Origin of the sequence: Halorubrum laminariae (genome assembly GCF_024494655.1) — an archaeon.
In the GTDB taxonomy this organism is placed as follows: domain Archaea; phylum Halobacteriota; class Halobacteria; order Halobacteriales; family Haloferacaceae; genus Halorubrum; species Halorubrum laminariae.
The window spans coordinates 1-20450 of the sequence record NZ_JANHDL010000010.1 but is presented as its reverse complement, the minus strand read 5'-3'; the positions used below and the strand labels follow the sequence as shown (position 1 = coordinate 20450).

Sequence of the window (20450 nt, the reverse complement as noted above, 5' to 3'; positions counted from 1 at the left end):
CCCATTCTTGTTCAGACGTGCTAATCGATAGCTTCAGACTGGAGTCTCTCGACCACTACTGAGACGAACAGTGTCTGAACCCCGGCGGAGAGCGGGAATCCGATGAACACCACGACGCCTCGAAATACTACCGTCACGAGGGGGGACGATTCGATGCCAGCTACTGAGAACAGGACGGCGAGTGGGAACGACGCCATATAGAGCACCCACACCGGGAGAAATAGCAGGAAACTGAAGGGCAGAACGATTGGTTTCCAGACCGCTTCGTAGAGCGAAAGCGTATCGAGCGCTAAGAAGCCAACAAACCCGACGAACACCCCCACGAGTATGCCGCCAGCAAGGAGTGAGGGAGATCCAAGCCAGCGGACGATCCGGTGAGTGTCTCCTCGCTCATTGAATCTGAAGCGCGTTCCGAGGGCACCTGCGACCAACATCAACACGAGGAGGCCACTCAACAACGTGGTCACGCCCACTGCTGTCGGCTCGAAGCACAACGGCTGACAGAACTGGCCGCCCTGGAAGAACAGGAACGTGAGCGGATACGCAAGCAGTAAGAAGGGGAGGACACTCTGCCGGAGCCAGCTGCGATCCATACCATATGTCATCACCTCTGTATCATAAGCGTGTCTTGCAAACGAGCAATAGTTCCAACCCCGGTGTCCTTTTCAGAGCGGCAAGTGAACCTGCCGGTACAGACGATTGAACTACCAAACGCTCATATGGAGTTAATGAGGAACTGATGTATGTCAGACCGTACTGATCGCTTGCTTGCCCTCCACGTGATATTGATGTCTCTGCTCGTCGTGTCACAGACGACTGTCGTTCCTCGAAATCAACTCCTGGGTTCGATTGGTATACTATTCGGAGCTGTCGCCATCATATACGCACTTGCAGAACTCAAAAACGCGTCCTGACTCCAATTGCCGAATAGTACGTAGGATTGCCTGCCAATTCAACCAGCGAAGGTTCAAGCTCACTATTGATAGAACGATTGTGCTACTAACCTCTGGTAATTGGTGGGGCTGAGGCTGAGATCCACGGCTAATGCTTCCAGAAGATTGATGCGAACTCCGTTTGAATGAGAACGTATGTCAGAGACGAAGAGACCGGTCAGAGCGATCCTCCTCGGTGATGATCTCGGGCTGACCAAACGATGGAGCGCGATTGCGCTCGGCCTCTTCACGCTCGTCCTCGCCATCTACGTGGCCGGCTACTACCAGTCGGTGTATTCCCTCCTGCCGGGCCAAGCGATCATCGTTGGTGGGGGAACGGTTCTCGTTTTGCTGGCGGCGTGGCAGACGTATCAGAACCGGAGTTTTGTTCTGAGCCTCTTGGTCTGTATCGCTCCTGTGAGTGCCTTGTTTATCAGAATTGTCGGCGCTGGCCAGACGAGCACGCCGACGGTTGGTGACACGCTTCTCCTCGGCGTCGGGTGGGGACTCGTGTTTGGTGTTCCGCTTGGTGTCCTTGGCTTCTTGCTCGGGTACGCGGCCCGAACCGTAACAAAGCCGGACGCAGCTGCGTAACCGTCTTTCTGAGGTGTCATAGAATGGTTGACACACCTGTTTTGAACGGTAAGTACAGAGTGTACACTTCCTACAGCAGAAACGGTTAACTGACAGTCTGCAAATGGGGGGCGGCGAATGGGCGGTTAAGCCCGCCAAGACAGGATGCCGAATGGTTACGAATATACTCAGGCAGGGGCTGTGGTCGTCTCTTCTTCGATTACTAACGCCCGCATCTCCATCACGTCCTCCGGTGCTGAATGGGCCACCGCCACAATATCGGGCGTCTTCCGGAACGAGACTGTTGCGTCATATTCGTAATAGCGTGTACACGACTCACACTCGTTGTCATTCAGTAGAATGACCTCGACGATGACTCGGTCGGATTCTTGATTGTAAGCGTACGTAATATCGAGCGGTCCACACGCTGTTGTCCCCGATAACACGCCTTCGAGATGGAGCTGGTCGGCGGATTCATCGTACCGGGGCGATATTTCGTTCTGTTTGTCGCCACACCCACGGTCGAGAGCATCTACGCCTCGGTCTGTCACGAATGGTGTACTCCTGCCAAGCCCGAGACACCCGCTTGTGGCGATGAGTCCGCCACACGCCCCAGCGAGGAACCTCCGACGATTCATTGCTACAGATAGAACGTGGCCGATTGTTTAACTTACCTCTTTCAGTACGCATACCTACCTAACGTGTTTTCCACTAACTCTAGGAGAGTAACAAATCCCTTGGAAAGAGTTCTATGACACCCTCGTCTTTTCGTTAGAACGTTGACTCCAACGGGGCACGCTATTCACTAGAAAATCGGAGTGCCACCGTGTAGGCGGTGGTAGAGTTCGTCTCCGGCAAGAACGGTTAGTGTGGCCCCGAAGAGAGCGGCGGCGTATGTAGGCGGTGTTGCGGTGTCGTTGGTGAGTGCGATGGCAGTCAGCCAGAGCAATCCGACCCCGAACGCTCCGAGAACGGCCCACATCGCACCAGAAACGATGGACAGGACAGCATCGCGGCCCCCTCGATAGGCCGCCTCGTATTGAGCGGTAGTCTCAGGGGTGTCAGCAGTCATACGAAGCAATTCGCTTCACGACAACAAAAAGATTGCTCGTCGCCACTCGAGTGAAGCTGTCGGGACGCGCCGTTCGTCGATCTCCTCCACAAACTCACCTAACGGCGTGCCCACCCGACTGCAATCCATTGCGGAGGGACCACAAACGTCTCATAGCGTCACTACGAAACACAGATATGGCAACTGCCGAGCGAGGAGTACGTTCGTGGGTGACAGCGACTGTCGATTTCCTGCTGGCAGTGTTCGGGTTCGTACTTGCGTTCTACCCCTTGGTCTCGCTCGGAAACGCCGTTCTCGGATCACCGGGATCGGCTGCGACGGTTAATCTGGTTGTTGGTGTGTTGGCGTTCGGCGGTGCGTATCCTGTCGTTGCCGGTGACTGGTCGCTCGGTCGGTTAGGTGATTTTGCGTTCGTCCTGATCGCGTCGGCGATCGGATGGGGTATCATCGGGATGGTGAGTGTCCTCGCACTGGATGTGACCATCTCCGGGAGTAACCGTATGCCACAAGCGATCGTTTGGGGTGCTGCCTATGTGACTGCCTATCTGGTTGTGTACCGAACCGAGCTGTCGATCTATCGGTAACCACCAGTGTCTGAAACCCACAGCAAGCGGTAGATGAAGACTTATGACGACTCAGTAACGAAACTTCTGTATGTCCGGAAAGTTCAGTCGGGGGCTTGACGTCGTCGACGGAAGCCTCGACGTCTTCCGGGCGAACCCCCGTCTCGCAGTCCTCCCGCTGTGCAGCCTCCTGCTCGTCGGGAGTGGCTTCGCAATCGCGGCCGGTGTCGCCCTCCACTACGGTCTGGTCGCATCGATTTTCACGAATGACCTCATCACGTACGCTGCGATATTCGTCGGCCTCGCGCTCACCTCGAGTCTCGGCGCGTTCTTCAACGTCGCCGTTGCCCACTGCGCATTCCAATATTTCGACGGCGGAACACCGACCGTCCACGACGGGCTCCGCGCGGCGTGGCGCTCGCGCCGTGGAGTCGCGATTTGGGCGCTCACGTCCGCCACCCTCGGAACCATCCTCTACATCCTCGACGACAAGTTCGGCTTCCTTGGGAGTGCTGCGCGCCTCGTCTTCGACCTCGCGTGGGGCCTCCTGACCTTCTTCGTGGTCCCCGTCATCGTCGTTGAGGACACGGCAGACCTGCGCACCATTCTCCGTGAGAGTGGGAGCGCATTCAAGGAGACGTGGGGCGAAAGCGTCAGCGCCTCGCTGGGCGTTTCGCTGGTCGTCCTCCCGGTTGCGCTCGTCGGTATCGTCCTCTTGGGGGGTGCCTACCTCGGCCTGCACGGGATCGTTGCATGGGTCGTCGGGGGTCTTGGCCTGCTCTGCGTCGTCGCGGCGATCATCACGGCACAGGTCCTCGGTATGGTCGCGCGCACCGCACTCTACGAGTACGCGACCGAGGATCGCCGTGTCGGCCCGTTTGCCGACCGCAACCCAGCAAGTGTCTTCCCCGAGTCGTGACACTGACTGCGGCGGACTATCGACGGTGCTCTCGCGACCTCACCAACTATAGCCAGATGGACCAAACAATGCGACGTATTCACTTGCGTTGCATCCTCTGGAGATAATCATGTCTATCGGCACCCTCCACGTCCTCCGAAATAATCACACGTGGAAATACGCCCTACTTGGTGGCCTCATGTCGATTCCACTGGTTATTGGTGACTACTGGCTATCGGGAATGGGGCACTACTTTTCAATCAACATGGTATTCTTCGGCGGGCTCATCGCTGGGTTTCTCGCAAAACGAGACGCGGCCAATGCGAGTAAGGCAGCTATCGGTGCCGGAATCCTCGGCGGATTGCCGGGATACATCTGGATATTTCCCGCGATGGTTCGGACTTGGCATAGTTTTGCGACATCGTGGTCGTCGACTATCGTAGCGACCTTGGTTATGACACTCGCCGGTGTGATGATGATCGGCACCGGTGCGCTTGGCGGCTTTCTCGGCGGTCTCGTCGGCGGGTGGCTGGCCAATCATAGCTGATTGAACTCGTTTACAGACAGGCCATAACACGAAATTCGGGATTCCTGATAGTACTGTCCCAGTTCGACCACGAGCAAGACAGAGGCCTGCCTAAGGGCTATTGCACCAAAATAACGTCTGGGGACCGTGATATCAACAGAGGCACTGGTCCCTGGCTGGCTCGAAATCCTCGGATAGGTTTTAGAAGCCACAAGCGGACGTTCTCAGTATGCCCTCCCAGATCGAATCCATCTCCCCGCTCGGGGTCGGCCTCGGCATCGGCGTCGCTATCGTGGCCGTCGCACTTGTTGGACTGGACTATTATCAGCCTGCTCCAGCTGCCCTTATCGCGACTGTCCTCTTGGCCTTCGCCGTCGCCTTACACGGTGTGAAGCCCTTCGGAGAGTCGATCGCCTATCATCTCCTGCAGGCAGCCGCGTTTGCAGTCTGGGGAACGATCGTAATCATCACAGACGACCTCACGTTCATTCCGGCGGTGTTCGTGGTCATCGGCCTCATTGGCGTACTCAACTACGGCTGGCAGGCCGTCCAGCGGGGGATTTGGACGCCGACAACCTAGAGGGTCATAGAACGGTTGGCACATCCGTATCTCAGCCCTCCAGAACCACTCACTACAGAATAGGGATGTAACGGAGGCAGGCGAATTATCCAGATCAATGCTCTTATTGAATATCCGATGAGATTGGTGGTATGCACCGGCTTGTTCGGGGTCTAGTATCTATCTTATTTGGGTTGTTCGTCGGATTTTCCGTCGCGTTCATATTCAGCCCGGACCCGACAGGTCTTTTTCCAATAGTTACAGGGTTGATTCTAACTGTCGTGTTAGCAGTGGGATTCTACGTCGGAGTTAGTAAGGTAACTTCTCCGGAATCCGAGTAGCCGCCATTACATTCGCAGATCCACTTGCCAGTGCGTTCAGTCTGTTCTACGCTGAAGGCAACTGCCTTCTGAATGGTTCGATAAAACTCTCCGCCAACCACCGAGTAACCACTGCTCAGGCGTCGCCATTGGTCTTCCGAGAACGATGCGCTCCGAACGCGATACCATATCCGAGAGGAATCACGCCGGTGAGCAGCCCAACGAAGACTGCCAGGCCGCCCAGAAGTCCCCCAATCACGCCGAGGGCGAGGACGCTCGCGCCGACAACCAACGCCGCCACGAGGCCGGTGAATCCGAGGAGCGCGAGCCAGCGGCGTTGATGAACGAGGACACCCGCGACCACGCCGGACGCGACGACGAGCGCACTCATGGGGCCGGTGACGAACCGCGACCATGACCCGCTCTCGAACACCAGTGTTCCGATGAACGCAACGGGCACGGCCATGGCTGCGACGCTAAGCGACCGCTGGACCGTCAGGGGGCGGTCGATGAGCGGATTCCGATACCGGTAGGCCAGCAGGCCGAGTGCGACGGCGACGTACCCGCGTCCGACGGGCGTGAGGGCGTATCCGAGGAAACCACTGATGATTTTCCCAGCAATCGCCGTCTCACTCCGGGGCGCGACGGCATAGTACGTCTGGCCCTGCCGGTAGATCCCTCGCTCAACGTTCCAGCCGGTCACCGATCCCGACTGTATCGCAGACTTCGCCTTCGGTGGTGCCGCGTCGTAGGCGGTGGCGACTGAGTCCAAGACTGTCGTGGCAGTAACTTGTGCCATCTCGATACTGACGAATGTCGTCTCGTCGCTCACCGTCAGATTCCAGCGGTAGTACGCTCCCTCGTAGACGACGTATCTCGTTTCGAGGTCGTCGAGCGTGATGTGGAGTTCGGGTGGGACGGTTCCCGCGAACGAGCCGTTCGCAGCGGCGTGCTCGACTGGCTGACGGATCGACGCCGATTTGTCCTCGAGGCGCTCGTCGAGGTCTACGATCTGTCCAGAGGCGAACGCGACACGGCTCGGCTCCTCGCCCGGTTGGACGGCAGTCGCGGTGTACGTCACATCCATGTCGGTGACTGCCGCGTGGAACGCGAAGCTACCGACGACACCCACGACGAGGAGACCGAAGATAGCGATCGTCCGAAGGGAGGGCTTGGAGGGCTGCATCGGGTCGTCTATCTCTGTTCGGGATGATTGCATAAAGGCCCCGGAGAACAGTCAATCTGTCCGGAGTGGTACGCTTCGTGCTCCTCGAAGGTTAGGAAATGAGTGTTGTGAGAGTGACGTCTTCCGCGTCCAATACCGTGGTCTGAGGAGGATGTCATAGAACGGTTGGCACACCGACGTTGTGAATTGATAGATGTAGCCGAACGATTTACTTGGTCAAACGTCTGTTAGTACGTGTGAACACAGTTCGCCGGATACTGTTTCGTGAGCCAGATGGACGGCGGAAGGGGCTCCTCTTCTCACTCTTCTCCGTCATTTGCCTCCTCGGCTGGGCGTATTTCGGCATTGTACTCGACGGCCCTCACAATATGCTCTTTTTGGGTATCGCGTTCGCGTTCACCGGGGTAGCCGAATCTCTTCCGCCGACCCGACAGCGTTCAGCAGGCGTACTTCGAATAGTTGGCCTCGGTGTCCTCATCGTCTTTCTCGGTCTCCTCATACTGGCTCCAGAGGTAATCTGGGCTGAGTGAGTGGAGTCTGTCTTGAGAAGTACGCACGTGATGTGTGCGGTCGGTTCAGCCACTCTTGACTGGAATCAACAGCCCTGAATCGGTCAGTACAGACTATGCAAGTCTCGCTTTGATTCGAGAGCCGCCATAGATTCCAACAAGGATGACAATTCGGCTCAGCAGATATACAACCGCATAGATTAGACTTGTTGCGGGATGGTAGAAAAAGAGACCAACGTACGTCCCAAGCGTAACTGAAGTTATGACTGCTCTGGCCGGTACTGAATTATTGAGCCGATTAAAATACTCACGGCGCTGAACGAGATACGGAAGACCTGCCCCGAATACTACCGCTGGAACAACACCGAGTAGTATCGAGAGAATGGCTGACTCAGGAGCCGGCTCAAGAGTAACAATCCGAGTTGCGGCCACGAGGAAGAAAATCAAGCCAAATAGAATAGCAGTCAACACCGCTTGTACAGAACCAAGAAGGAACATCCTCGTTTCGGTGAAATCAACTGAGTCAACAGAAAACATCTGGCGTGCTGTCTGGAGGGCCATACTGGAGAACATGGATGTCTGATGAAAAGTGTTAGGTTCGCATGAACCCTGTAACGGCTGATTCGCCGTCGAACCTGCGCAAACAACACCTGTGAAGTGTTCTACGACACCCTCTGGTCTGAGGGGTAAACCATACTCACTCGCTCGTTCCGAAACGCATAGGCGATTGGTCTGACAAACGATATCCGTTATCTATGCCCTCCACCGACGAAGACCTCGCCATTCAGACGACTGAGCTCCGGAAGGCCTACGGCTCTGAGGTCGCCGTCGACAGTCTCTCGCTCGCCATCGAGTCGGGGACGGTCTACGGCTTTCTCGGCCCGAACGGCGCGGGCAAGACGACCACGATGCGGCTCCTGACCGGTCTCACACAACCGTCCAGCGGAAGCGTCCGCATCCGTGGCGTCGACGTCGACGACCGGCGTTCTCTCGCCCCGCACGTCGGCTACCTTCCCGAGACGCCACCGCTCTACGAGGAGTTCAGCGCCCGCGAACAGCTTGAGTACGTCGCCGATCTGCGCGATATCCCGCAGAATGTCGCCCGAGAGCGAATTGCCGAGTATCTCGACCGATTCGACCTGACCGACGACGCCGACAAACGAATCGACGCGTACTCGAAGGGGATGCAGCAAAAAACCGCGTTCATCCAGAGTGTTTTGCACGATCCGGACGTTCTGTTCCTGGACGAACCGACGTCGGGGCTCGATCCCCGAGCCGCACGCACTATCCGAGAGTCCATCACTGACTTCGCCGACACTGGGACGACCGTCTTCCTCTCGACACACATCCTCCCAGTCGTCGAAGCCGTCGCCGACGCGGTCGGCGTGCTGTTCGACGGCCGACTCGTCGCCGAAGGAACGCCTGCGGACGTACAAGCCCGGGCAGAGACAGGCGAGAGTGGGTCGCTCGAGGACGCCTTCCTCGCCGTCACCAGTGAGCCCGACGCAGTCGCAACCTCCGAAAGAGAATGAATCTCAGACACGACATTCGCCACGGGCTCCGCATCGGCCGTGCAGAGTTCGTTCGGAGTCTCCGGGGATACCTCGGCAACACGCGTCGGCTCGCCGGGCTCGGGATCGCCGTGTTGTTCTTCGGCGGGAATCTCCTCTTTGTGCTTCCGGCAGCGTACGTACTCGGTCGAAGTGCTCGCTCAATCAGCGCGATTCCGTTCTTCGGCCCTGCTGCGACCGCCGCTCCCATCGCACTCGTCCTATTGGCGATACTCCGAACGCTGGAACGGATCGGGAGCATCGAAGCCGAAGACCTCGTCTTGACGGCAGTCCATCCCCGTGCAGTCGTCCTCGGACTCATCACCGCAGAAATCGGGCGACTCCTTTTGTGGTTCGGCCTTCCGGCAACGGCGTTCGCTGTCACGTTCGCGCTGGGATTGGGGACACCCTTACTCGTCGTCACAGGGGGGCTTGTCGCGCTGCCGCTCATCTGCTGTACTGCCGTCTGGGGCTACGCCGGTGGTCTCGGCGTGCTGCGGCTCCTGCGGCGGCTCCCCGGCGTCCATCGTCTCCTGAAAGCGGGTGGAATCCTCGCGCTGATCGGGCTCGTCGTTGCCTCGCAGTTCCTCGGACAACTCATCGTTGAAGAGGGACTCTCGATACAGCGGTTCCTCGCGGCGTTTACCTTCGAGCCCCTGGTTGAGTACGTCGCGCTCGTCTTCCTCGGAACGCCGATCGCGCAGCCGACGTCGGCGTGGTCGATCGCAGTGTTCGGTGGGTTGCTCGCGCTCATACCGGTTGGACTGGCCGTCGCGACCAAACAGGCCGCCACCCTCTGGTTCACGGACCCACCGAGTCGAGGCACGTCGAACCAGGTGCGCACGTCGACCGGCGGATTCACCGCGCCACAGCCGTTCGCGTGGACCAAAGCGGGCCGCATCGCGTGGGCCGTCCTCGTGCGCGGCCGTCGCAACCCACAAGAGTTGAGCCACCTCCTGATGGCCGTCTTTTTCGTCGCCCCCCTTGGCACGACTGTCGTTCAGTCGTCGGATGACGCCATTGGACTCCTCATCGCGGGGATGGGCGTTGGCCTCGGGACGTACCTCGCGGGCGCGACCTTCGGCTTGAACCCACTGGGCGACGACCGCCCCCAGCTGCCCCTGCTGTTACTCACCGAAACGAACCCCCGCACCATCATCCGAGGACGAATGCTCGCCGGTGTCGCCGTTGGCCTCCCGGTCGCCGTGCTCGTCCCACTCGGCTCGGTCTTGCTCGGAACGTCACTGACCTCCGTCGTCGCGTTCGCGGTCGTCGGCTTCGGAATGTGTCTCGCCGCGGCGATGTTCGCCGTCGGAATCGGGTCGGCGTACCCCATCTACGAGGAGCGCGAGTTCTGGGGCACTGAGTCAGTCGTGCCCTCGACGCTCGTAATGCTGGGATATTTGTTCATCGTGGGGGGCGGAACGATCCTCGGACTGATCGTTACTTGGTTCGCGGTCAGCGGGAACCTGGTCGTGACGCCCGTATTCGTCGTCGGGTTCGGTCTCTACTTGCTGGTGACCATTGGTGTGTCGTACGGGGCGTACCGGTACGCAATTCGTCGGTATCGACGGTTCACCGTTAAGTGAAACAGCTGTGAGATGGAACGTGTCATAGACCTCTTCTTGTATTGTTTGGAGTGATAGATACAGAAGAGATACGTTTCACGGACCCATTGTCCTGTTGAACAGAGGAACCCGACGCTCATGAGTCAACTACTCCTCAGCCAGCTCCGAGTCGAGAGGAATTCTGGCACCGTCGCTCTCGTACTCGCCCTTTGCGTGGCAACTGCATTCCTGTACGGGGCCCTTCGTATTGGTTACGTAACTGAAGTAGTCAGTGCCGAGACCCACGGTCTTGTTTCCGAATTTGTTCTGTACGGTAGCGTCCTCGGTGGCGGCGTGATCGCTGGAGTGCTCGGATACTGGGACGCGAGCGCACCAGTTAGTGTACTATCGGGACTCGCCCTACCTGTGGGCATGTGCCTCGGCTCACTGGGAACTGTTCTGCTTGGATTTGGGTACTACGACTCGTCGCCGGCTATCCTTTTCACTGGTCTCCTTCTGTTCTGTTCCGTGGTAAACGCTATCGGCTGGGGCATTGGAACGAGCGTTTCGTAAGCACGCTCTATCTAACAACTGGTTCGCTGAATGTCATATGAAACTTATTCCTTGAGGGAAGTTCTATGACACGCTTGTAAAAAGAGAACTCAATGAGAGTCAGGTGCCTGACTGCTGTCTATTCGTAGGTTTAGGGTGTGTAGTAGCGGGCGTCAATAGGTTCCGTCCCGCTATCCAATGATAAACTCGGGAGCAAAGATGATGAGAGCAAGCAGACACACCAACACGAGAATCGCTAGTACACGTAAACCACCGGCTATCCGACGTCGATCCTTCGGAAGCGCTTCGGCAATACCGGACAACGCAGACCCAACCAGCAGAAAGAGCGCAAAGCGTGGGACAGACTCGTCGAGAAACCAAGCGGTTAGGTAGAGACCGACAAAGGCGAGTGCCCCAGCGAACATCACTGCTGCATGGCGGCGACCAGACGGCTCACTAAACAGCGTCTTTCTGAGGTTGGAGGGGGTCACGCGGATACGTTTCTCGCAGCGGTATTGAAAATCTTACTGGTCCAGTAGATTCTCAGCGGAACGTTGTCGGACCGAGCACTCGTCGCTACCACATCCCGTATAGGAGAAGGATGAGAACATTACCGACAAGAGCTATGAGGGCGAGTAGCACCAGGATCCATCCCACGTAGATGAGCATCGGACGTCCTCTGGTCTGGTTCATATCCAACACCTTGTCGACCCATCGTCCTAACTGTTCGGCAGGGCAGACGCACTGTGCTTGTGTCGAAGGTATCGAAACCGACAATGACGGGGAGTTTCAACAGAAGTGTATCTCCCGTATGCCCTCCACTCGCAGACAAGCCCTCCAAATCGGCGGTGCAACGATGTTATCAGCACTCGCTGGCTGTGCGACAGCGAATCCGCTCGGCTCGGGTGAAACCCAATCCGAGTACAGCCTCACCGTCGAATCTATCGATGTCTCCCCAGTCGAACACGCGCTCTACGAACCAGATGATGGAACGTTGTTCGGAACGCCCGCTCGAAATGCCCTCGATGACATTCTCCCGGACGGCCGCCACACGACGTACGGGTACAAGCCGCTTCCGAGCGACGTCTATGTGACTCACGATGGTTCGTACTACCAGACGAAACACGTCGTCACTGGCCGCACAGAGATGGAACGCCAGCTGGTCCGTGCCGACCCGGTCCCCCAAGAGCAGGTGCCAGACGACGCCGTACTGATCGACACGCTCGACCGGCCGAGCGCGAGAGTGCTCAAGATTCTCCACAGCTACACCCAGACAGACAGCGAGACGAGCACGGCCGAGTTGCTCCGCGGGGACGCCTACGTCTTGCGCCGGCCGGCGGAACGTAAGAGTCGGCTCGCGACCGGTGATCTCGACGGCCGCGTGGTGACGATGACCGAGAGTGGCACGTGGGCGTACCGTGTACGTGTGTCTCGCGAGCCACTCGTCGAGACGGCGTACACGGCGTTGACGATCAAAGTCGCCGACTCGCGGTCGCAGTTCCGCGAGGTCGTCTTTGGCTCGCGGATCGATACCGAACTCGCCCCTGCAGAACTACCGGAGGCGGCACGGGAACTCCTCAACGAGGCGGTCGCACAGGAGACGTACACGGAAACAGCGCCGATCTCGGATGGGTTCGATACGGTACTCGAAGCTCTGGGACTCGGTGCGGTCGACACGGCGGCGAACGGGAAACTGCTCTGGTACGATGATGAGTTCTATCGGTACGGTCTCTACATCAATCCCCCCTCATCGTAGTTCGAGAAGCTGTCCAACAGACAATACTTTTCTGGGTGCGTGATGGAGACCGGGTATGGTCGTCCTGAACGCCCTCCGTCAGACGCCGGGAGCCCTCCGCAGAAATCCGGTGCTGTTCGTCCCAATTCTGGTCCTCTCGTTGTTCCAAGTGCCCCAGCTGGCGCTTCAGGCGGTGAATCCGCTTCTCAGCAGCATCGTCTCGCTTGGCCTGTCGCTCGTGTTGCTCGTCGTCATGCCGTTCTTCCAGGGCGGATTGATCGCAATGGCCGACGAAGCTCTCGACGGGAAAACCGCGCTACGGACGTTCATAGACGCCGGCAAGGCCAACTACGTCTCGATTCTCGTCGCGTACCTCGCTCTGATGGCGGTCAACTTCGTCCTCGGGATGGTCGCGTTTTTCGTCGGCCTGGTCGGTGCCGTATTCGTCCTCGGAAGTGGAGGCCTCGCATCGGCGAACATTGCGACGCTTGCCGTCATCGGACTTGTCGTCGCCATCGTCGTTCTCCTGTACCTCATCGTCCTCTTTTTCCTCCAGTTCTACGGCCAGGCGATCGTCCTTGACGATATGGGAGCCGTCGACGGACTCAAACACAGCGTCTCGGTCGTTAGACAGCACATCGTCAGTACGCTGGGGTACTCGATTCTCGTCGGCGTTCTCGGTGGAGTGTTCGGCAGTATCGTCGGCGTGTTCTCGCTTCTTCTGTCGCCGGAGTCAACGACGGCGTTCCATCTCCCACCGCTCTCCCTCCCGCTTCTGGCTGTCGTCGGCCTCCTTGCACTCGTAGTAAGCGTAGTGTTCAGTGGCTTTTTCGCTGTGTACTCCGTGTCGTTCTATCGAGAACTCACGCGCTAATCACACCGATCTGATTTGCGTTTAGGCTTCGTTAAGATCGTTCGCGGTAATAACAGAGCGGTTAGTTACCAATCAGCGCCGTCATTCGAACACGAGGATAGCGATGGGCTTGTGAGGGAGAAGACTGAATTTCGATTAAGTTATACGTTTGCTGAGGAGGCGAGGAGCCTCACGGGCTCGCGGTGAAGCCGAACTCGACAAACGGACGAACGTGTACACGGTCACGCAACGCGGATTGCGGGAAATCGAGGCGCGACGTGACTGGGAAAGTCAGTATTTAGAAGACGTGAACGCACCCGCTACGTCGTAGAACCGGGCGAGTAGAACTCATTATAAAAGCGGGACTGCTTTACCCACTTCCCACGAATACACAGTGAAATGGCTCGGCTCGTCTTCTATCATCACCCACAGGCCGAGAATTTCTCACTCAAATATAGCTCGGCATCGGTAGCAGAGATCCGGTCTCAGCGAGAGCAATCCGACGAGTCGACGAAGCTCATCGGGTACCCCTTTGAAACACCGGTCTATGTGCTCTACGAAGGCGATTCAGAGATCGAATCTGCCCAAGACATCGACTTCGATCAGGCATGGCTGAGCGACCGTATTCGTGACCTCCCCCGTGCTGGGCAGGTTGTCGCATTCCGATTAGTAGAGTTGCTCGAAGCCGCTGTCGATGTTCGAGATGAGGATGAGTTTCGCCTCTACAAGGAGTTCGAACCGCAAAAGATCCAGCAGGCACTCGATCACGTCTCCTGGGGAGCACCACTTCCGAACGTCGCTGGAGAAGTGATGTCGAATTTGATTCTCCGACATTCCCTCCCGAATGCGAATCATCGAACTGGCATTGCGATGCTGCAATTCTGTATTGAGAGTGTGGACCCGGATTTTGAGATGCCACGAACACACGTCGACGACGATACCTGGCGAGAGTGGGTCGATCCCTACATCGTCGATTCCAAGCGGCTCATTACGGTCCGTCGGAACAACCTCCGTTTCAAGCAGCTTGAAGAGCTGGACGTCGACCTCGTCGAACGGAAAGACGGGATCCAAATCCGATTAGCCGAGTTCGAGCTGGATATGCACTGGCGAGAAGCCCTTTCGAAGTACGCTGAGCAGCATGAATCCCACTGTACGGACTTCGCGCAGGCAGTTCTCGAACGAGCAGAACGGGACGATCTGCGCGATCGTCAAGGACCAACGAAACAAGAGTTCATCGCGTATCTGGAGGACGGGCTCGTCGAACGGGACTTCAGAGAAATGTTCTGATCAATCGCGAAGCTCGGCGACCGACTGACCGACCTCACGGACGTGTTCACTTCGTTCGAGGTCAAGTTCCTCAGCGAGGTAGTCAACCGTCTCTTCGAGGCTCATACCGAAAAGAAGTCCGTCAAGCAGTATAAACCTAGTGCTGGAGCAGCCAAATAGCTGATCAGGGGAAGTGTCTTTTTACGCCGTACGACTTATCCTTCTGGTAATGAGTGAGGAAGAAGACGAGGAACCGAGTAGTGAAGCTGATTTTGAGGAGTTGATGGAGGCGATTCAGGAGGACCGCCAGGAGCGTCAGGAGCAGGTATCGTTTGAGTGGGTGGAGACAGTTCGTGAGGCCGGCGAATTATGGCGTAATGTAGGAGATATAGAAACGGTTGCTGAGGAGACTGACTTGTCTGTGGAGACGACGAAGGAGGCACTCACGGTTTACCGTTTGATCTTCGCGGATCCCTCGGATGTGGCGACGAAGGCGTCGAGGCCATCACGAGCGTACTTTTCTCTGGAACAAGAGTTGAAGGAGGAGTTCGACGAGGGGAATGACGATGAGCCAGTTGAAGATCTGCTTCGAGAGTATGTCGGTGCGCTGTACTTGGACCACGATATTGAGGATTTGTCAGTAGGTAAGCCACCAGAGGAGGAGACGCCGCCGCTACCCTTTGACTGGGAAGGATTGAATCTGGATATGAGTGAGCTAGTTCCGAGTGTTGAAATCCCGGCTTCCACGATTGCTGCGGTGGCTAATATTCCGGACATCCACGATATGGTTCTTCAGAATCAGACTTCTCTTTTAGCTGGCGTGGTGGGTTCAGAGCTGTTTCGAACGGAAAAGATGGTGGCAAGTGCCCTCCAGCCGATTATTGCTCAGCAGGAGATGGCACTCGCACGGAGTTTGGCTCCATTGACTGCGGTCATTGAGGAACAGCAAAATATGATTGCTCGATCAGCTGCTTTGATGCTATCTGATGTGATTGCAGATATCCGGGTTCCTCAGTCTGTATTGGCTGATTTAGCGGCGATTCAACCGTCCGTAAGTGCGGCAGCTGCGGCCAGTAGCTATCCGTCTTCCCAGTTTGAGAGGTCGGTTGTTGATCCGACGTCGACGACAAGTGTAGACGCCGAGCCGTTGGAGGCTACTGCCGAGGTGGTTCCGGAGGCGGGTCCTGCTGAGGCTACTGTGGATGCTACTCTGCCGGATGCAGGTAGTTTCTCTTTTGAGTTGGCGTTGGAGGTACCGACTCAGATTACGTATTTCATTTTAGCAGGTTCTGAGACCAGAGAGTGGTTTAATGAGCAACCTACAAATTACCAGCGGGCAGTTATTGGAGGGATAGCGGGGTATATTGCTTACTCGATGACGTCGAAGTGGGGTGCTGCAGGGTACGCTGCCGCGGTTCTGACTCCGTTGATCCGGCAGATGCTCAAAAACGAATAGTCCTCAATTGGTCATCTACCCTGTCTTCTTGAAAACGTATTGTGTTGAGAACGCGGCTACAATTATGTAAGACTATCAATCTCTTCTAGTGCTTCAGTTGCGACGTCGCCGAGTTCACCAGCTTCAATATGTGAGTACCGCTCTCTCACCATCTCCTCAGAGTTGTCTAAATACCGGGCAGCGACGGTGTAACCAAACGCACGAACAAGAACCTCACCCATCCCGCGGCGACCACCGTGGGGGGCGAGATATTCGTGTTTTGGATGATCGATGTCGATCTCTGCGGTCTCCGAGAGTCGCTGAAGAATCGACCGTGCTCCATCCGTTGTGATCGACGGCGGCCGAACGTCCTCATCGACCGCCAGCAATAGGTCGCGAGCGTATTCGTCACGGTACTCAGTAATCGCCTCCGGGCGTTCCCCTCGTTCGGCTAGCTCTTCCCGGACGAGTCCTGCGAGCGTCCGTTGGTCGAACGTCGGAAACACCGGCCAGCGCTCCGTCGGTGGGTCCATCAGCTGACGGTAGCTCCGCAGCGGCGAGATCACCGGGTCGGGAAGACTGGCGGCGTCCCACTGCTGTTTCTTCCGGTAGACGTCCATACTCCCGTCGTCGAGCGAGAGGTCCTCCCAGCGGACGCCGCGCCGGCGCGGGTCGTTCGGATCTCGGAGCAGTTCCCCGACGCGGACAGCTGTGTACGCGAGAACGAACACCAGCGCCCGGTCACGAGCCGCCTTCAGCGCTGCGTAGCGCGCTCGCTGCTTATCGATGGGGTCAGTATCCTCTGGGAGTGTCGTGTACGCCTCGACGGCGTCGCGGGCCCGTTCGTCGACGTGACGGGTGAGAGCGTGGCGTTGTTCGGACGTCCAGGCCTGCTGGTCGCCGGGCTTGCGGCCGTCGTCCTCCGGTAACGGCGCCATCGCACTCGCCCGCTGCGCGTAATGCGCCTCGAGATATCCCTCGTTGACGCACCACCCGCACCACGCAGAGATATAGCGGTAATAGGTTTGTACCGTGTTCTGCTTGAGTCCCCGGTCTCCTCCGAGATGCCGGGCGTACTCCCGGAACACGCGTTCGTCGAGATCGTCGAAGGTCGGCTCTCGGTCGATGTCGTCGGGGACAATCCCGGTCCAGTCGTCGGCGCCGCGGTCGCCGGCGGCCCACTCGGCGAACCGCTCGAGCTCGCGCGCAGCGTTACGTCGATAGTTCCCGCCGTCGCCACCGCGGCCTTTCCCCTTGTCCTGGAGGTAGCGCTCGAAGGAACTCGCGAGTGACTGATCGGCGCGTTCTCGGGGTGTCATGGTTCCTCGTTCGCGTACTGGTAGGTCGGACGAACATCCTCGAGGAGTGCTTCGACGATTTCCCAGAGGATCAGGGAAGGAGTCTCGTGTTCAAATGTGATCCCCCAGCGGCCCTCCGTATCGGCAGCTGAGTCCTGGAAATGCGCCTGTCCGAGATCGGGATGGTCTTCGTCCTGGTGCCAGCCGGCGTGAAAGCCCGTGTTCGGGTCGGTGTAGTTGATACGGAACCAATCGTGTGGGTCCTGTCGATACCACTTGACGGTCAGTTCCGGCGAATCAGGGCCCGTTGGGGGATCAAGACGGGCTGGATCAAAAACCGCCCGCAGCTGCTTGGCCTCGATATCGTCAGGTACGAACTCGACCGCCGAAATCTGTGGCACACGGTCAAGGACGTCTCGCTTCAGTTGGGCGTAGAGGTTTGCGTTTGGATCACCACCTGGATGGGGGACCGACATCCGTTAGCTGCTGGCCTCAGCAGGCTCTGTCGTCGGCGCGAGAAAGTCCCATTCGCGGATGGCGAAGCCGACGATCTGGATACGCCGTTGAAGGTGCTCCCACTCGCGGGCGATCTCACGGCGCCGATCTTCCTCATCAGCGTCCAGGGCCTCGTCAGCGAGCGTCCCGCGAAGCTGGTTCGGTGACTCGACGCCGAATTCGTCCTCCCAGTCGCGGATCTGCGTCTTCATATCGGCGAGACGATCCGTGAGTTCCTCGACAGTGTGTCCGCTGTCCCGGAGGCGCATCGCCTCTTGCATCGCCTGACGACGGTAATCGGGGTAGTACGTGGTGTGAGTCCCGCTGTCGTCGCGATGGAGGATGCCATTGTCGACGAGTCGCTCAAGGACGCGTTTGGTCGGCTCGTGTGACCAGCTCGCTTCGGAAGCGATCCAGTTGGCTGTCCGCGGCTCCGACAGCTGTCGGGCAGTCATCCGCACGCGGTCTTCACCCGTGGTCTGGCGTTCCATCAGGCCCTCGGAGTTCGATTCGTCTTCGGTCATACAGCATCGTTCGGGCTTTGTCCTAATATAGGTTGAGGTCATTCGTTCTATACCGAAAGGCCTCCATCGCCCATCGCTTCGACCTCAGCTGAGGAGAGCCAGAGCAAACTCGAGCCCGGTCTCAGTGGCGCTACCCCGGGGGAAGCGCCGTTGTGAGGCGGTTGCAGCATTCGTGCTTCACCGACGGCGGCGGGGTACTTCAAACTGGTCGTGATTACCAGTGTAATCACGTCCAGACGCTTATTTGCCTAAAGTTCCGAATTCTGGCGGTAGTAGTGTTAATAGCCAAGAAACCGGATTTATAAATTATATATCGCTATATCAAAACTGAGCCGGGGGAAGTTGCACAGGTTCGGAAGGTAGCCCGCTACAAAACGATAGTTAGTTGATATTTATTCTCAGTGTACCGGAGTAAAGACGGCCTCGTCGAGTATGATCTCTAAATTATTATATACATATCGCTACCGTGCGCGTGACTTCCTACGCCACAACACTCAAACAGTACGGTACAGGAGTACGACCCAATGATGGTGGGAGCAGCTCGATAAACTCACCATTGCTTCTCTCAGTCACAATCTTGCCCGTTCTCTCTGAACTGTCGGTACAGGAGACTCACAAATCGGTCAGTACAGAGGACTCACGGATCGTTCAGTACAAGCGAACTACTTGACCATCAGTTGTAGTACTTATCGCGTACGAATGTAGATGGCGACGCGAAGTACGATGAATGTGAGTAATGTCGCTAGTATCGTGAGTAACGTCCACGTGGGGGCAACGGCAAGTCCGAGTGAGATGCCAATGGCGAGCAATAAGTTGCCGACAAACCAGGTGATGTGGGAATCCGCATAGAGTCCTTGGAAACGCTCGCTCACGATGTAGAAGTATGTCATAGCAACACCGAGAACCACACCAGGGATGATCGCACCAGCAAGACGTTGTGGCGTAATCGAGAGAGTAATTGAGCCCGGCTCCCAGTATGCGATCGCGCCGATCCCGACGACCAGCAGCCCCATCAACAGAACATCAAAGTAGACGCCTGGCCGAGAATCCGGCTCACTCCACTCCGTCGGAATTACTGACATCTAACAGGACAATATGGCCACACAAGAATAAGTGTTCAGCCATAGCCGACTCAGGAAACTCACAAATCTCTCAGTACAGACGAACCAATTATTGACTCTACGCTGATCACGGGCGCTAATCCGAAGAAGTCTCAACGTCATATTCATACCCAAGTTTCTCACGTAGCTGGCGAGACGCATCCAATATCTTTTCTCCGCCTTCATCAGCAGGAATCTCGACTCGTGCTGGCGGAGTAGCACTCTCCGAACCCAGAACTCGCCAAACCGTTCGACGAAGTAACGACTCCTCGGACACCGGCTTCCAATCAAGATGTAGGACGTTCTCAGGAAACAGTACAGTCACCTTCCTTAGCCGTTCCAAATCATATGACGCACTCTTTTCTCTATCGGAGCAATACAGAGAGTCCCATTTCAAATCATACGTGGTACCGTTAATTGTCCACGAGGCAAGCCCACTAAACGGGACAACAGCCGAACCTCGTACCTGATCAAGTGTCTCGTTCAATTTCTCAATTACTCCCTCGTGTCCCCCCGCGTTGATTTCTCGGATATGGGCCTCATGCGGTACTGAGCGATATAGCCACGACTGGTCGGTGAGAACTGTAAATTCGACGAGGTGGAACAGACGGTCTGTCCACGCATCAGTATCACTGTCCGGGATTTCGAGTACTGACTCAACCAACGCCCGGTCCTCGGGAAGCGACGCTCGAAATTCATAATCCGAACCGACAAAGATAGATTTCGACTCGGGAATATGTGTCTCTGTTGAAATCCTCTTTTTCAGACAAATTCTCATTTGAAACAGCTGGTCAATGAGAGATGCGAACTGTTCGACAACTCTACTTTGATAGCCCGTTGCACGGTTTCAAAATCAGTTCAGACGTATCCGGCATCTATCACTAACGGAGCGAAATAGTCACTTTCACTAGACTAAAAGCCGGATTGGAAGTATGACACCAACACAATCCGACACTG

Annotated in this window: 23 protein-coding genes and 1 pseudogene; 14 read left to right on the top strand and 10 right to left on the bottom strand. The window is 56.9% G+C overall.

Annotated features, from left to right (window positions below):
• Window positions 1-20: 20 nt before the first annotated feature.
• Complete coding sequence (locus NO887_RS14195; RefSeq protein WP_008523606.1) at window positions 21-593, bottom strand: hypothetical protein; 573 nt, start codon at window positions 591-593, stop codon at window positions 21-23.
• Between the two features lie 495 nt (window positions 594-1088).
• Between NO887_RS14195 and NO887_RS14190 the strand changes: the two genes are divergently transcribed.
• Entirely contained in the window at window positions 1089-1526 is a 438-nt protein-coding gene (locus NO887_RS14190) for a hypothetical protein (RefSeq protein ID WP_008523605.1), read from the top strand.
• Between the two features lie 167 nt (window positions 1527-1693).
• Here the strand turns inward: NO887_RS14190 and NO887_RS14185 are convergent, their stop codons facing one another.
• Window positions 1694-2056: a hypothetical protein gene (locus NO887_RS14185; protein ID WP_008523603.1), complete on the bottom strand. Its 363-nt coding sequence runs from the start codon at window positions 2054-2056 to the stop codon at window positions 1694-1696.
• Between the two features lie 254 nt (window positions 2057-2310).
• Window positions 2311-2577 carry a hypothetical protein gene (locus NO887_RS14180; protein WP_008523601.1) on the bottom strand — a complete coding sequence of 89 codons (267 nt, stop codon included), beginning with the start codon at window positions 2575-2577 and terminating at the stop codon, window positions 2311-2313.
• A 176-nt stretch (window positions 2578-2753) separates the two neighbouring features.
• Here NO887_RS14180 and NO887_RS14175 point away from each other — a divergent pair, with 176 nt between their 5' ends.
• The 4 genes from NO887_RS14175 to NO887_RS14160 all read left to right on the top strand — a co-directional run bounded on the left by NO887_RS14175 (window position 2754) and on the right by NO887_RS14160 (window position 5144).
• Window positions 2754-3161 (top strand): hypothetical protein, encoded by a 408-nt coding sequence (locus NO887_RS14175; RefSeq protein WP_020931549.1) that lies wholly within the window; start codon window positions 2754-2756, stop codon window positions 3159-3161.
• Between the two features lie 70 nt (window positions 3162-3231).
• Complete coding sequence (locus tag NO887_RS14170; protein WP_008523598.1) at window positions 3232-4059, top strand: DUF6159 family protein; 828 nt, start codon at window positions 3232-3234, stop codon at window positions 4057-4059.
• A gap of 109 nt (window positions 4060-4168) precedes the next feature.
• Window positions 4169-4585 carry a DUF5518 domain-containing protein gene (locus NO887_RS14165; RefSeq protein ID WP_256418914.1) on the top strand — a complete coding sequence of 139 codons (417 nt, stop codon included), beginning with the start codon at window positions 4169-4171 and terminating at the stop codon, window positions 4583-4585.
• Window positions 4586-4793: 208 nt separating this feature from the next.
• On the top strand, window positions 4794-5144 hold the full coding sequence (locus NO887_RS14160) for a hypothetical protein (protein ID WP_008523596.1): 351 nt from the start codon (window positions 4794-4796) through the stop codon (window positions 5142-5144).
• Window positions 5145-5579: 435 nt separating this feature from the next.
• On the opposite strand, the gene NO887_RS14155 is transcribed toward NO887_RS14160, so the two are convergent.
• Window positions 5580-6629 (bottom strand): DUF8127 domain-containing protein, encoded by a 1050-nt coding sequence (locus tag NO887_RS14155; RefSeq protein ID WP_256418913.1) that lies wholly within the window; start codon window positions 6627-6629, stop codon window positions 5580-5582.
• Window positions 6630-6865: 236 nt separating this feature from the next.
• Between NO887_RS14155 and NO887_RS14150 the strand changes: the two genes are divergently transcribed.
• A complete protein-coding gene (locus tag NO887_RS14150; protein ID WP_008523594.1) occupies window positions 6866-7159 on the top strand; it encodes a DUF8011 family protein in 294 nt (97 codons plus the stop codon).
• A 93-nt stretch (window positions 7160-7252) separates the two neighbouring features.
• Here NO887_RS14150 and NO887_RS14145 read toward each other — a convergent pair whose 3' ends face one another.
• Entirely contained in the window at window positions 7253-7699 is a 447-nt protein-coding gene (locus tag NO887_RS14145) for a DUF8100 family protein (protein WP_044951387.1), read from the bottom strand.
• A 194-nt stretch (window positions 7700-7893) separates the two neighbouring features.
• Here NO887_RS14145 and NO887_RS14140 point away from each other — a divergent pair, with 194 nt between their 5' ends.
• The 3 genes from NO887_RS14140 (at window position 7894) to NO887_RS14130 (ending at window position 10808) form a co-directional block, all read left to right on the top strand.
• Entirely contained in the window at window positions 7894-8670 is a 777-nt protein-coding gene (locus NO887_RS14140) for an ABC transporter ATP-binding protein (RefSeq protein ID WP_008528047.1), read from the top strand.
• Entirely contained in the window at window positions 8667-10277 is a 1611-nt protein-coding gene (locus NO887_RS14135; protein ID WP_256418912.1) for a hypothetical protein, read from the top strand. The genes NO887_RS14140 and NO887_RS14135 overlap by 4 nt, the downstream gene beginning before the upstream one ends.
• 117 nt (window positions 10278-10394) lie before the next feature.
• Window positions 10395-10808 carry a hypothetical protein gene (locus NO887_RS14130; protein WP_256418911.1) on the top strand — a complete coding sequence of 138 codons (414 nt, stop codon included), beginning with the start codon at window positions 10395-10397 and terminating at the stop codon, window positions 10806-10808.
• 170 nt (window positions 10809-10978) lie between these two features.
• On the opposite strand, the gene NO887_RS14125 is transcribed toward NO887_RS14130, so the two are convergent.
• The gene (locus NO887_RS14125; RefSeq protein ID WP_256418910.1) at window positions 10979-11278 is read right to left on the bottom strand and encodes a DUF8011 family protein; all 300 of its coding nucleotides are present in this window, start codon (window positions 11276-11278) and stop codon (window positions 10979-10981) included.
• 365 nt (window positions 11279-11643) lie between these two features.
• Between NO887_RS14125 and NO887_RS14120 the strand changes: the two genes are divergently transcribed.
• The 5 genes and pseudogenes from NO887_RS14120 (at window position 11644) to NO887_RS14100 (ending at window position 16097) form a co-directional block, all read left to right on the top strand.
• On the top strand, window positions 11644-12543 hold the full coding sequence (locus NO887_RS14120) for a hypothetical protein (RefSeq protein ID WP_256418909.1): 900 nt from the start codon (window positions 11644-11646) through the stop codon (window positions 12541-12543).
• Window positions 12544-12598: 55 nt separating this feature from the next.
• The gene (locus NO887_RS14115; RefSeq protein ID WP_256418908.1) at window positions 12599-13396 is read left to right on the top strand and encodes a DUF7847 domain-containing protein; all 798 of its coding nucleotides are present in this window, start codon (window positions 12599-12601) and stop codon (window positions 13394-13396) included.
• Window positions 13397-13580: 184 nt separating this feature from the next.
• A pseudogene (locus NO887_RS18685) lies at window positions 13581-13706 on the top strand (PadR family transcriptional regulator); the annotation flags it as partial.
• A 68-nt stretch (window positions 13707-13774) separates the two neighbouring features.
• Window positions 13775-14662 carry a DUF8172 family protein gene (locus NO887_RS14105; RefSeq protein ID WP_256418907.1) on the top strand — a complete coding sequence of 296 codons (888 nt, stop codon included), beginning with the start codon at window positions 13775-13777 and terminating at the stop codon, window positions 14660-14662.
• Window positions 14663-14870: 208 nt separating this feature from the next.
• Window positions 14871-16097, top strand: coding sequence for a hypothetical protein (locus tag NO887_RS14100; protein ID WP_256418906.1), 1227 nt, complete (start codon window positions 14871-14873; stop codon window positions 16095-16097).
• A gap of 62 nt (window positions 16098-16159) precedes the next feature.
• Here the strand turns inward: NO887_RS14100 and NO887_RS14095 are convergent, their stop codons facing one another.
• From NO887_RS14095 to NO887_RS14080, 4 genes are all read right to left on the bottom strand, one after another.
• A complete protein-coding gene (locus NO887_RS14095) occupies window positions 16160-17395 on the bottom strand; it encodes a phage integrase SAM-like domain-containing protein (protein WP_256418905.1) in 1236 nt (411 codons plus the stop codon).
• Window positions 17392-17850 carry a hypothetical protein gene (locus tag NO887_RS14090; RefSeq protein WP_256418904.1) on the bottom strand — a complete coding sequence of 153 codons (459 nt, stop codon included), beginning with the start codon at window positions 17848-17850 and terminating at the stop codon, window positions 17392-17394. Before NO887_RS14090 ends, NO887_RS14095 begins: the two co-directional genes overlap by 4 nt.
• 3 nt (window positions 17851-17853) lie before the next feature.
• Window positions 17854-18435 carry a DUF7342 family protein gene (locus NO887_RS14085; protein ID WP_256418903.1) on the bottom strand — a complete coding sequence of 194 codons (582 nt, stop codon included), beginning with the start codon at window positions 18433-18435 and terminating at the stop codon, window positions 17854-17856.
• Between the two features lie 644 nt (window positions 18436-19079).
• Window positions 19080-19475, bottom strand: coding sequence for a hypothetical protein (locus tag NO887_RS14080; protein ID WP_256418902.1), 396 nt, complete (start codon window positions 19473-19475; stop codon window positions 19080-19082).
• Between the last annotated feature and the right edge of the window lie 975 nt (window positions 19476-20450).